The 12,664-nt window shown below is 46.1% G+C and carries 10 protein-coding genes; 5 read left to right on the top strand and 5 right to left on the bottom strand.

The features are described from left to right. Position 1 precedes the first annotated feature (1 nt). Complete coding sequence (locus QTP81_RS14675) at positions 2 to 985, bottom strand: phosphotransferase (protein WP_289366520.1); 984 nt, start codon at positions 983 to 985, stop codon at positions 2 to 4. A 92-nt stretch (positions 986 to 1,077) separates the two neighbouring features. Here QTP81_RS14675 and QTP81_RS14670 point away from each other — a divergent pair, with 92 nt between their 5' ends. Beyond that, positions 1,078 to 3,105 carry an NADPH-dependent 2,4-dienoyl-CoA reductase gene (locus QTP81_RS14670; RefSeq protein WP_289366519.1) on the top strand — a complete coding sequence of 676 codons (2,028 nt, stop codon included), beginning with the start codon at positions 1,078 to 1,080 and terminating at the stop codon, positions 3,103 to 3,105. A gap of 19 nt (positions 3,106 to 3,124) precedes the next feature. Here the strand turns inward: QTP81_RS14670 and QTP81_RS14665 are convergent, their stop codons facing one another. Beyond that, positions 3,125 to 3,406 (bottom strand): SemiSWEET transporter, encoded by a 282-nt coding sequence (locus tag QTP81_RS14665; RefSeq protein ID WP_289366518.1) that lies wholly within the window; start codon positions 3,404 to 3,406, stop codon positions 3,125 to 3,127. An 80-nt stretch (positions 3,407 to 3,486) separates the two neighbouring features. Beyond that, positions 3,487 to 5,319 (bottom strand): translational GTPase TypA, encoded by a 1,833-nt coding sequence (typA, locus tag QTP81_RS14660; RefSeq protein WP_289366517.1) that lies wholly within the window; start codon positions 5,317 to 5,319, stop codon positions 3,487 to 3,489. A gap of 378 nt (positions 5,320 to 5,697) precedes the next feature. Here typA and glnA point away from each other — a divergent pair, with 378 nt between their 5' ends. From glnA to glnG, 4 genes are all read left to right on the top strand, one after another. Beyond that, on the top strand, positions 5,698 to 7,107 hold the full coding sequence (glnA, locus tag QTP81_RS14655) for a glutamate--ammonia ligase (protein WP_289366516.1): 1,410 nt from the start codon (positions 5,698 to 5,700) through the stop codon (positions 7,105 to 7,107). A gap of 73 nt (positions 7,108 to 7,180) precedes the next feature. Continuing rightward, positions 7,181 to 7,687, top strand: a complete 507-nt coding sequence (locus QTP81_RS14650; protein ID WP_289366514.1) for a DUF4124 domain-containing protein — start codon at positions 7,181 to 7,183, stop codon at positions 7,685 to 7,687. A 96-nt stretch (positions 7,688 to 7,783) separates the two neighbouring features. Then, on the top strand, positions 7,784 to 8,887 hold the full coding sequence (gene glnL / locus QTP81_RS14645; protein WP_289366720.1) for a nitrogen regulation protein NR(II): 1,104 nt from the start codon (positions 7,784 to 7,786) through the stop codon (positions 8,885 to 8,887). A gap of 23 nt (positions 8,888 to 8,910) precedes the next feature. Continuing rightward, positions 8,911 to 10,320 carry a nitrogen regulation protein NR(I) gene (gene glnG, locus QTP81_RS14640; protein WP_289366513.1) on the top strand — a complete coding sequence of 470 codons (1,410 nt, stop codon included), beginning with the start codon at positions 8,911 to 8,913 and terminating at the stop codon, positions 10,318 to 10,320. Positions 10,321 to 10,365: 45 nt separating this feature from the next. On the opposite strand, the gene QTP81_RS14635 is transcribed toward glnG, so the two are convergent. Both QTP81_RS14635 and glgC read right to left on the bottom strand, forming a co-directional pair. Continuing rightward, entirely contained in the window at positions 10,366 to 11,064 is a 699-nt protein-coding gene (locus QTP81_RS14635) for a hypothetical protein (protein ID WP_289366512.1), read from the bottom strand. A gap of 216 nt (positions 11,065 to 11,280) precedes the next feature. Beyond that, the gene (glgC, locus tag QTP81_RS14630; protein WP_289366511.1) at positions 11,281 to 12,501 is read right to left on the bottom strand and encodes a glucose-1-phosphate adenylyltransferase; all 1,221 of its coding nucleotides are present in this window, start codon (positions 12,499 to 12,501) and stop codon (positions 11,281 to 11,283) included. Positions 12,502 to 12,664: the final 163 nt, after the last annotated feature.

The raw sequence follows: 12,664 nt of genomic DNA, 5'->3' as shown, positions 1-12,664 counted from the left end.
GCTATGGCAACCGCGACAATGCTAATTGCGTCTGCGATAAACTATAGCCTGTGAGTTTGTAGTGACCTGGCGACCAGCCACTTAAAAAGCGCTCAAAGTCTGCCCAGGCGAAGCAGTACAGATCTTGCCATTCGTTAATTACAGCCTGAATTTGTGTTGCGCTTAAAACACCATTACAGGCATCTGCAAACGTTGAGAAATAGTACGCCAATAAATCTTCAGCGTGCTGTTCAAGTTCTGCTTCCTCCAGACAGCTGCCAAGAAAATACATCACATCAATCACACCACTGCCCTGTCCGACGTATTGAAAGTCAACCGCAGCAAGGCCGGATAAATCATCACTGAAACAAAAATTTGCGATTTTTGCATCGCCGTGCAGCAGGGTTTTGTGCACCGACGAATGTAACTTTTTATCGATGGCTCTAGCTTGGTATTTGAGTTCAGAGTCCGCCATTGCTTCCCATTCGTCTGGTCGCGTATCTAAGTGCCAATAACTCCCTATAGGCCACAAATCAGCGCAATCACACTGTAAAAATTGGGCATGAAACGCTGCTAACCAAGCTAATCCCTTTCGAATTAACGCGTTACTAATCGCTGGCATACGCACTCGAAATCCCAGGGCGTCTAAGTCTTCTAGTAACAACCAACTGCTATCCCCTATTTGATCTGCTGCAAACAGTTGAGGAACTTTGCACGCCTGATTGGTGTGCTTCGCGTAAGACTGATAAAACACACGTTCATTGTGATATGACGACAGCTTACGCGCATGAGAGCGAGATGTATTCCAACCGCGTGGGTGATGAGAATCACCCTGCTGTGGCGCTATCCACTTAACGATCACACTGTGCCCAGAGTCATCCCCGTAACGCGCTATTTCACCATAGCCACTCCATAGCGACTGAAGCACTGCGGTTTTTTGAAAAGGTTTGTTTGCGAAGAATTGTTGTAGCCCAGCGTTCAAGCTGGTGTGTAACTGAGCGCTCAAAGTTTGTCCTAATAAGTCAAAAAGTACTGGTCAAACCTTGCATATTTTGTTGGTCGTGAATAACCTGCAAGAGAATACCCAGAGGTAACGATATGACAACACCAGTAGCTTTTCCACATTTATTAGCTCCCCTTGATTTGGGCTTTACGACGTTGCGAAACAGAACGCTAATGGGCTCCATGCATTTGGGCCTGGAGGAGGAAAAAGGCGGATTTGAAAAGTTAGCGGCATTCTACGCTGCGCGGGCGAAGGGTGGCGTAGGATTAATTGTTACCGGCGGAATTGCACCGAATATTGAAGGCTGGGTAGCCCCCTTTGCAGGACGAATGAGTAGTAAACGCCACGCCAAAAAGCATCGCGTGATCACTGATGCAGTGCATGCTGAAGGCGGTAAAATCTGCATGCAGATTTTACATTCTGGTCGCTATGGATATCATCCACTCGCCGTATCGGCCTCCGCAGTAAAATCGCCTATCACGCCGTTTAAACCCCGCGCACTCTCCAGTCGCAAAGTCAAAGCCACCATCAAAGACTATGTTGAATGTGCTGCACTAGCCCAAATGGCTGGTTATGACGGTGTTGAAGTTATGGGCTCTGAAGGTTACTTAATTAACCAATTCTTTTGTGAGCGAACCAATCACCGCGATGACGAATGGGGCGGAAGTCTCGAAAATCGCGCTAGACTGGCCGTTGAGATCGTACGTCAGACCCGTGAACGGGTAGGCGCAAATTTCATCATTATTTATCGCCTGTCGATGCTTGATTTAGTCGAAGGTGGCGCACCATGGGAAGAAGTTGTTTATCTCGCAAAAGCCATTGAAAAGGCTGGTGCAACCTTAATCAATACCGGTATCGGTTGGCACGAAGCACGAGTACCAACGATCGCAACTTCAGTGCCAAGAGCCGCATTCACATGGATTACTCAGCGCATGAAAGGTGAGGTCGATATCCCACTGATCACCACAAACCGGATCAACATGCCCGAGGTAGCAGAGTCAGTGTTAGCGCAAGGTCATGCTGATATGGTCTCCATGGCGCGCCCTTTCCTTGCCGATCCTGACTTTGTGGTCAAAGCAGAGCGCAATGAGTCTGACCTAATTAACACGTGTATTGCGTGTAACCAAGCGTGCCTTGACCATGCTTTCGAGCAAAAGCGCGCAAGTTGTTTAGTCAACCCGCAAGCCTGTTATGAAACCGAGCTGATTTTTAAATCCGTTGCAACCCCCAAACGTCTGGCTGTTGTCGGCGCAGGACCGGCTGGGCTCGCGTTTGCAACCTATGCAGCAGAGCGTGGTCACGAAGTACACCTATTTGACCAAGCAGGTGAAATTGGCGGCCAATTTAACTACGCCAAGCAAGTCCCAGGAAAAGAAGAATTCTACGAAACCATTCGATTCTTTAAACGCCGTATTGAGGTTACTGGTGTGCACTTACACCTCGAAACTCGCGTTGATGCGAAGTTACTCAAAGCACAAGGGTTTGATGAAGTAGTTTTGGCTACCGGTATCAAACCCCGAACGCCGAACATCCCCGGCATAGAACACAGTAAAGTCATGAGTTATTTAGATGTCCTGCGTGATCACAAACCAGTCGGGCAAAAAGTCGCAGTGATTGGTGCTGGCGGTATTGGGTTTGACGTATCGGAATACTTAGTCGAACAAGAAAATCTCACCACCGACTTGGATAAGTGGCTGAGTCATTGGGGCATCGACAAAAACTATCTTGCACCGGGGGCGCTGACACACCCCCAACACCCAGAACCACCGAGACAAGTCTATTTGCTCCAGCGTAAAGCAACTAAGGTCGGTAAGGGCCTAGGTAAAACAACAGGATGGATCCATCGAACTTCGTTGGCCAATCACCGTGTCCAGATGATCAATAACGTTAGCTACGACAAGATTGATGATGAGGGTTTGCACATTACCATTGGCGATAAACCCAAGCTTTTAGAAGTCGACAACGTCATTATTTGTGCAGGTCAAGAGCCATTGCGTGAGCTTGAACAAAGTGTGTTAGATCTGGGTATGACTGTGCATGTTATCGGCGGTGCAGATGTAGCCGCCGAACTCGATGCAAAGCGTGCTATACGACAAGGTGCGGAGCTAGCTGCGGCATTGTAGTTCTGCTCTGTATGCGGTATTAATCCTGCTGTTGATACCGCAATTTCTGCACACGATGATGAACTTTCATTGCCAATATGATCAGGGCAAACAACAAAGTGATGGTGTTGGCGACGATCATCGGCATATCACCTAACAATGCACCGTAAATTAGCCACAACAAAACACCAAACGAGAATACCGAATACATCGACAACGACAGTGAGTCGGTATTGCGTGTCTTAATCACCTTTACCGCCTGTGGAAGGAATGACAAGCTCGTACAAAACGCCGCGATATAACCGATGATTTGAATATCCATGTTGTCTCTCTTTCGTGTGTAAAATGCAAAAAAAAACCGCGCAGAACGTGTCAGCGCGGTTTCTTCTATCTTGCGCTTAATTACTTATCTTTAGCTCGCGAAGCACGCTTGCGATCGGATTCAGTTAACAGCTTCTTGCGGATGCGAATACTTTGGGGTGTAACTTCCACTAACTCGTCGTCATCGATAAACTCAAGCGCTTGTTCAAGCGTCATGATTACAGGTGGTACCAAAGTCTGCGCCTCATCAGTACCGGAAGCACGAACGTTGGTTAACTGCTTACCTTTCAGTGCGTTTACTGTAAGGTCATTGTCGCGGCTGTGAATACCGATAACCATCCCTTCGTAAACTTCAACACCGTGACCGATAAATAATCGCCCGCGCTCTTGCAAATTAAACAAAGCATTGGTTAGTGCTTTACCTGCCGCGTTCGCAATCAATACACCATTTTTACGCTGACCAATAACACCGCCTTTGTGCGGGCCGTAGTGATCAAATGTGTGGTACAACAAACCAGAGCCTGACGTCAGGGTCATAAACTCCGTTTGGAAACCAATTAAACCCCGCGAAGGAATTTCGAAGTCCAAACGAATACGACCTTTGCCATCAGGTGACATGTCCTTCATTTCAGCCTTACGGATCCCCAACTGCTCCATAATCGAGCCTTGGTGCTGCTCTTCACAGTCAATAGTTAAGGTTTCGTATGGCTCCAATAACTCGCCATTTTCTTCTTTCAAGATAACTTCTGGGCGAGATACCGCTAGCTCGTATCCTTCGCGACGCATGTTTTCAATCAAGATACCCAGGTGTAATTCACCACGGCCAGAAACGCGAAACTTATCCGGGTCAGATGTCTCTTCAACGCGCAATGCAACATTGTGAACTAACTCTGCTTGTAAGCGCTCAAGGATGTTGCGCGAAGTCACGTATTTACCTTCTTTACCCGAAAATGGTGATGTATTTACTTGGAAGGTCATTGTTACGGTCGGCTCATCTACCGAAAGTGGCGGCAACGCTTCAACTTCATTGACATCACAGATGGTGTCTGAAATCTTCAATTCACCTAAGCCGGTAATGGCAATAATGTCGCCTGCAGAAGCAGATTCAACTTCATGGCGCTCAAGGCCTAAGTAGCCAAGTACTTGGCCGACTTTGCCATTGCGTTTCTTGCCATCAGCACCGACGATAGTCACTTGCTGATTTGATTTAACTGTACCGCGAGTCACGCGGCCAACACCGATTACACCGACGTAACTGTTGTAATCTAGCTGTGAGATTTGCATTTGGAATGCACCCGTTGGATCGGCTGCAGGTGCTTCAACTTTCTCAACAATAGTTTCAAATAGCGGCGTCATATCTTGACCCGGCTCATCTGAATCATGTGAAGCCCAACCGTTTAATGCAGACGCATAGACAACTTGGAAATCAAGCTGTTCGTCCGTTGCACCTAAGTTGTCAAACAAGTCAAATACTTGGTCCATTACCCAATCAGGTCGAGCACCCGGCTTATCAATCTTGTTGATAACTACGATGGGCTTCAACCCCTGTGCAAAAGCTTTTTGTGTTACGAATCGCGTTTGCGGCATTGGGCCTTCTTGAGCGTCAACCAGTAGCAAAACGCTGTCAGCCATTGACATTACGCGCTCTACTTCACCACCAAAGTCGGCGTGTCCTGGAGTGTCAACGATGTTGATGCGGTAATCGTTCCAGTTAATAGCGGTATTTTTGGCCAAGATTGTGATGCCGCGTTCTTTCTCGATATCATTCGAGTCCATCACGCGTTCTTGCGCTTCACCACGCGCTTCTAGCGTGCCTGATTGCTGCAACAGTTTGTCAACCAGTGTTGTTTTTCCGTGGTCAACGTGCGCGATAATCGCGATGTTGCGTAATTTACTAATGTCAGTCTTATTCATTACTTTCGAGCCAAAAATACAGAGCAAAAATTCCACAGCATTCAACGTTCTCTGAAACACGCATTTTGAATGCCAAATAAAAGTGCGCGGATTGTACAGGCTTATCGTTGACAATGCGATGACGATTTAATCAGTTTAGCTAACTTTTTCGCAGGGGTCAGGAACAGCCAGAGGCACTGTCAATGGAGCCAAAAATACACTTTGCACTATTTTTGTGCATCAATGGATCGAAGTGGTGCAATTGCTCGTAAAAAAATAACCGAACAAACGTAAAAATGCGCGATACAGCGAGGTTAATTCATGGCATGATAATCGCAAACAACCTGTACTCGTTTTATCTCACATTAGCATTAAAAAGCCTATAACCTGGAGGACACCATGTCAGTAGCAAAGGCCTTAGAACTCATCAAAGAGAGCGAAGCTAAATTCGTCGATTTACGCTTCACAGACACAAAAGGTAAAGAGCAGCACGTTTCAATCCCTGCTCATCAAGTCGACGAAGATTTCTTTGAAGAAGGAAAGATGTTCGATGGCTCTTCAATCGCTGGTTGGAAAGGCATCAATGAGTCAGACATGGTACTTATGCCAGACCCGACAACTGTTGTTCTTGACCCATTCTCAGAAGAAGCTCAAGTGAACGTGCGCTGTGACATTCTTGAGCCATCAACGATGCAAGGTTACGAGCGTGACCCACGTTCAGTTGCACGTCGTGCTGAAGAGTATTTGAAGTCAACAGGTATCGGCGATGAGTGTTATTTTGGTCCTGAACCAGAATTCTTCTTGTTCGACGACGTGAAGTTCCACACTGACATGTCAGGCTCGATGTACAAAATCGATTCTGAAGAAGCAAAATGGAATTCTGGTGTAGAATTCGAAGGCGGCAACCTAGGTCACCGTCCGGGCGTTAAAGGCGGTTACTTCCCAGTTCCTCCAGTAGATTCAGCACACGATACGCGTACTGCAATGTGTCTTGTAATGGAAGAAATGGGCTTAGTAGTTGAAGCACATCACCACGAAGTTGCTACTGCTGGCCAGAATGAAATTGCTTGCCAATTCAACACATTGGTAACTAAAGCTGACGAAATCCAAATCTACAAGTACGTTATCCATAACGTCGCTAATGCCTACGGTCAATCAGCGACATTTATGCCTAAGCCACTTGTAGGTGATAACGGCTCTGGTATGCACTGTCACCAATCAATCAGCAAAGAAGGTAAAAATATCTTCGCAGGTGACAAGTATGCTGGTCTTTCTGATGAAGCTTTGTACTACATCGGCGGTATCATCAAGCACGCGCGTGCTATTAACGCATTCGCTAACGCTTCAACTAACTCTTACAAGCGCTTGGTTCCGGGCTTTGAAGCACCTGTTATGCTTGCTTACTCAGCGCGTAACCGTTCTGCGTCAATCCGTATCCCATTCGTTACTAGCGATAAAGCGCGTCGTATCGAAGTGCGTTTCCCTGACCCAACAGCTAACCCATACCTTGCGTTCACCGCAATGCTTATGGCTGGCCTTGACGGGATCCAGAACAAGATCCACCCTGGTGATGCTATGGATAAGGACTTGTACGACTTACCTGCAGAAGAAGCGGCTGAAATCCCAACAGTTGCTAGCTCACTAGAGCAAGCACTAGCTGCACTTGATAGCGATCGCGACTTCTTGAAAGCCGGTGGCGTAATGACAGACGACATGATCGATGCCTATATCGAACTTAAGTCTGCTGAAGTTGAAACGCTTAATATGACAACTCACCCTGTTGAGTTTGATATGTACTACAGCGTGTAATACTTATCGAAAGATATACGAAGCCCGCTAAAGCGGGCTTTTTTATTCGCGCAAATCAACCTACACTATACGTATGAAAAGTTTAATCATTACCGCCATAGCTGTTGCTCTGACAGCGTCAATAAGCGCCCAAACTGTTTACAAAGTTGTGGCGAAAGACGGTAGTGTTACTTTTACTGATACACCGGTGCCAGGCAGTGAGCCAATAAGCTTGAGCAAAGTCACAATTGCCGAACCACTGGCAACGCCTACACCACCGCCGCCTCCAAAGCGTGTAGAACAGATACCCAAGCCAAGCATCAGTATTCTAGCGCCAAGCCCAGAGGCTACTATCCGCAATAATTTAGGTACGGTAAGTATCAGTTCAGCGATTTCTCCGGCAATACCAGGTCGCTTTGAGTTAGTCCTCGATGGCAACCCAGTTGAAAGCAATACAACAGGCACTTTTGAGCTTGCTGATATCGATCGCGGCGAGCATAACTATCAAATTCACTTCATCAACAATACGGGCAAGATCCTTGCATCAACACCTGTGCAGACCTTTTATATGCATAAGGCATCTGCATTAATCAATCCTTAGTCAGGGTTGTAGCGCACATCAGCACTCAGTTGGTGCAGTTGTGCACAGCCACATAGCAATATACACTGAGAATGCACCATTTTTGTGCAAGAGAATTTGAGTGCCGTGAAACTAGAACCGAGCAATTTATTAGACAACTTAAATACTGCCGTCGTCATCATCAATGCCGACTTCAATATTTGTTATGCCAATTTCTCTGCTCAACGCTTATTTGAACGCAGTCTCAACCAAATTCTCAACAGCGATTTACGCGATTACTTCTTAAATCGCAGCATACAAGAAGAGCGATTGCTCAAGGCATTACAAACTGGCGAAGAATTTACCGAAAATGAAATCCAACTGTGTTTTCGCGACAAACGATTTGTACTTGCAGATATTACCGTAACTGGCATTAGCATAGACGAAATTGAGCACTTGATGTTTGAAGTTCGTCGTATCGATAAACAAAAACGTATATCACAAGAAACCCTACAACACGCGCAGCAACATGCTGCTCGAGAATTGATCCGCGGTTTGGCGCACGAAATCAAAAATCCTTTGGGCGGTATCCGCGGTGCAGCACAGCTGCTGGGGCGCTCGCTTGCAACTGATGAACATCGCGAATTTACCGAAATGATAATTGAACAGGCGGACCGGTTGCGTAACCTGGTTGACCGCTTGCTTGGCCCCAATACTCTGCCACGTCTCAGGGAGTGCAATTTACATCAGTGTATCGAACGAGTGCGCGCATTGGTGAGTGCAGATGAGTTGTTACATGTGAATGTCGTGCGCGATTACGATCCGAGTATTCCCGACTTGATAATTGATCCCGATATGATTGAGCAAGCTGTATTAAATATTGTACGCAATGCACAACAAGCTTTATATGAAGATCATATTGAGAATCCCACGATTGAATTGATCACGCGTATTGAACGAAAGATGACAATTCATGGCAATCGCTACCCATTGTGCGCTGTAATCAAGATTATTGATAACGGCAAAGGTATTCCCACAGAGCTAAGAGACACCCTGTTCTATCCAATGGTTACCAGTAAAAGTGAAGGCAGCGGCTTAGGGTTGTCAATTTCACAAACCCTGATTGATCACCACAACGGCAAAATCGAATTCGATAGCCGCCCAGGTAAAACAGAATTTTCAATTTACATTCCGATCTTATCGGAACAAGAACGAATGACAGCAAACTATGCAGGAAAATAAACGCGTACAGAAGGATAGTGGAAATGAATAACGAGCCAGTTTGGATTGTAGATGACGATAGCTCGATTCGCTGGGTTTTACAAAAGGCATTACAAGCGGCACAAATCCCTTGTGTACCGTTTGCGAACCCTGAAGATCTGCTGTTACAACTAGAAACTTCACAACCCCCGCAAGTCATTATTTCGGATATAAAAATGCCGCAAATGGATGGCATGGTACTACTCAACCGCATACACGATACGCATCCACTGATACCTGTAATCATCATGACTGCACACTCTGACTTAGACAGCGCTGTAAATGCCTATCAAAGCGGTGCCTTTGAATACCTGCCAAAGCCCTTTGATATTGACGAAGCAGTAGCGTTAGTCCGCCGCGCGTTACAACACGCCAGTGAAAACAACCGAGACAATGAAGTTAAAGTCGAAACCGGTGCATCAGAGATCATTGGCGAAGCTCCAGCCATGCAAGAGGTATTTAGAGCCATTGGACGCTTGTCACGTTCATCAATAAGCGTGCTGATCAATGGTCAATCGGGCACAGGTAAGGAACTGGTCGCCCACGCATTGCACAAGCACTCTCCACGCGCAGCTAATCCATTCATTGCGTTAAACATGGCAGCGATACCTGCAGATTTGGTTGAATCTGAATTGTTCGGCCATGAAAAAGGCGCTTTTACTGGCGCGCAAAACATGCGCCAAGGACGGTTTGAACAGGCCAATGGTGGCACGTTATTTTTAGACGAAATCGGTGATATGCCCTTAGATGTTCAAACGCGATTATTACGTGTATTAGCTGATGGACAGTTCTATCGAGTGGGTGGACGCGAATCAATTAGCGTTGATGTCAGAATAATCGCTGCAACGCATCAAAATCTTGAAAAGCGAGTCGCTGAAGGCAAGTTCCGCGAGGATTTGTTCCATCGCTTGAATGTTATACGCGTGCACATTCCATCACTTAAGGAACGTCGTGAAGATATTCCCCTACTAGCCCGGCATTTCTTGGCACAAGCGTCCAAAGAGCTGGACGTAGAGCCCAAGCTACTCAGCAAAGAAACTGAAAAAGTCATGATGGAACTGAATTGGCCGGGAAATGTTCGTCAACTTGAAAATGTCTGTCGCTGGCTAACGGTTATGGCATCCGGGCAAGAGGTTCTACCCAATGACTTACCGCCAGAAATCCATGAAAACACCGCTCAATCGGTAGCTTCATCAGATACATCCTGGGACACAATGTTAGGCCTGTGGGCTGACCAACAACTCAAGAGTGGGCACGAAAATATTCTCAATGACGCCTTATACGTCTTTGAGAAAACATTATTGCAACGCGCGCTGCATCACACTCATGGTCATAAACAAGAGGCAGCTAAGCGCCTTGGCTGGGGGAGGAATACGTTAACCCGAAAACTGAAAGATTTGGATATGCTCGATTAGTCGTTAATCGAGCCAGGTTAACGCGGAACATCACATTCCACGCGGTTAGTATTGTTGTAACCATGCGACTATATCTGACATTAAAGCGGTTTTCGCTACGACTTCTGTCAAAGGTCCCATCGCCATGATAGGTATTAACCCGACAAGGTATGCAGGATAAAAACGTTTTTTGTTCAGCCAATCAAATAACATCCCCCCTACCAAGAATAGCAGCATTACCAGAGAGACAATTATCGCGGCCTCTATTTCTAGAACGAGTGCTATCCGCCCTATCCCAGGAGTTCCTATTGAAAGTGTTGCGGCAAACATTAAACGGCGATGCCACTCCGTTTTGTGGCGCATTATCAATCCGACACAGATAAGGAAGCCAAAGACGAGCAGGTTCAACCAATCCAGCGCCAAGAAAAATGCCGGTGTAAAAAAAGGTGGCGTCCGCCCAACTATTACATTGTAAGGCAAAAACACAGCGCCACTGACTAACAACCAGAGGGCTAGCACAGCGCCAATTCGCCCCAACACTCGATGATTACTGCGTCTATCTGAAAAAATAAAATAGGTTTGACAGCAGTAAAGTGCTAGCCATGCCATAAAAGTGATTGCGTGGAGGTGCACCCACCACGGTGCAGCGAAACTGGATTGGCCAGTCAGTATAAATAATACAAACCCTGCTACGACGAGTACTGCATAGCTAACTGCTGTGGCAAAGAAAAACGTTGCCTCCTTGCGCTGTTCAACTGCATTCATGTGAATCCCCTTAAACTATTTATTGTCTAAACAATAGTTAAAGAGGTGCAGTATGCCAACTGCACACAATTGAAGACCCAATCGGCCCCCGCTAGTCGATCAGTAACTCATTGGCATCAGTTTCGACCATTGAATCTGTACTCTAATCTAAATCGTCGCTGGCTGAACTTGCGCCGAAAAAGTTTAGAGTGGCGAGTCGAGAAATAGACGTCCCCATCAGCAAACCTTATATCCCTTTGGAATGACAACGATGCCCGTTTCACTGACTGTCAAGCCTCGCTTGAGATCGGCTTCTCGGTCAAAACCGATTTCAATACCGTCTTCAATGTAGACGTTTTTATCAACAATCACGCGATTGAGCCGACAGTTTTCCCCAACATGAGCCTTGCCCAAAAATATGCATGCGCGAATATCTGCATGTGCCCCAACCTGTACGCCAAAACCAAGCACACAGTCAACTAGGGTTGCAGCAGTCACTTGACAGCCAGAGGCTAAAATTGAATTAACGACAACACTATTATTGCCTTGTGAATCACTCAAAACTTTTGCCGCAGGTAAGGGGGGATAGTATGAGCGCATCGGCCACTTAGGATTGATCAGATTTAACCCCGGTCTGTCGTGCAGAAGATCCATATGCGATTGCCAAAATGTTTCTAGTGTCCCTACATCGCGCCAATAACTGCAATCCTTCTCGCCTTTTATGGTGTTTTGTGAAAAGTCGTAAACGAAGACTCGATGCTTTGGAAACACAGCCGGAATGACATCGCCGCCAAAATCATGCGCAGAATTAACATTCTTGGCATCTGCCTCTAATACCGAATACAGAAATTCAGTTTCAAATACATAGTTACCCATTGACACTAATGCCATAGTCGGGTCGTCAGGAAGGGGTTTAGGATGCGAGGGTTTCTCCACAAATCCAATCATGCGATAGTCATCGTCTATCTCTATAACGCCAAAACGACTAGCTTGTTGTAATGGCATTCGAATCGCACACACCGTTAACTCAGACTGTTTACGCTCATGATACTCAACCATTTCTCTAACGTTCATTTTATAAACATGGTCACCGCCAAATACACAGACATGATCAGGATGATGTAAACCTATGAACTTACTGTTTTGATAAATCGCATCAGCCGTTCCCTCATACCAATGTTTGCCCATCCTCATTTGCGCGGGAACCGTTTGAATGAAGTTATCTGTGACCCCAGATAAGTGCCATGCCTGCCCCAAATGAATGCTTAATGATTGCGATTTGAACTGAGTTAGCACATAAATTTTGAGAAAATCTGAATTGACAAAGTTATTCAGTGCAAAATCTATAATGCGCATGTTACCAGCGAAAGGCACAGCTGGCTTACTCCGAGACTTTGTGAGCGGATAAAGCCGTTTACCTTCTCCCCCGGCTAAGATCATTGCAAGTGTACGTGACATAATCATTCCCCCGAACGATTAGTTTCTAATCATCAGCCTAACAGAGAGTCATAAAGAGAGGTGCAAAACCTTTGCAAAACTAGATTCAGATCAAATGGAGCTGTCAACTTGTCTTAGATTAGGTGCTAACAGCCAACTAAATTCGCACTGCCAAGTGTGGAAG

The sequence above is a fragment of the Neoalteromonas arenosi genome, assembly GCF_030362855.1.
Classification (GTDB): Bacteria; Pseudomonadota; Gammaproteobacteria; order Enterobacterales; family Alteromonadaceae; genus Alteromonas_E; species Alteromonas_E arenosi.
The sequence above is the reverse complement of the archived record's forward strand: the minus strand, read 5'-3'. Positions and strand labels throughout refer to the sequence as shown.

Coding starts and splice junctions, on each gene's coding strand:
- QTP81_RS14670 (WP_289366519.1), top strand. CDS start 1,078: ATGACAACACCAGTAGCTTTTCCACATTTATTAGCTCCCCTTGATTTG.
- QTP81_RS14665 (WP_289366518.1), bottom strand. CDS start 3,406: ATGGATATTCAAATCATCGGTTATATCGCGGCGTTTTGTACGAGCTTG.
- typA (WP_289366517.1), bottom strand. CDS start 5,319: ATGAATAAGACTGACATTAGTAAATTACGCAACATCGCGATTATCGCG.
- glnA (WP_289366516.1), top strand. CDS start 5,698: ATGTCAGTAGCAAAGGCCTTAGAACTCATCAAAGAGAGCGAAGCTAAA.
- QTP81_RS14650 (WP_289366514.1), top strand. CDS start 7,181: ATGAAAAGTTTAATCATTACCGCCATAGCTGTTGCTCTGACAGCGTCA.
- glnG (WP_289366513.1), top strand. CDS start 8,911: ATGAATAACGAGCCAGTTTGGATTGTAGATGACGATAGCTCGATTCGC.
- QTP81_RS14635 (WP_289366512.1), bottom strand. CDS start 11,064: ATGAATGCAGTTGAACAGCGCAAGGAGGCAACGTTTTTCTTTGCCACA.
- glgC (WP_289366511.1), bottom strand. CDS start 12,501: ATGTCACGTACACTTGCAATGATCTTAGCCGGGGGAGAAGGTAAACGG.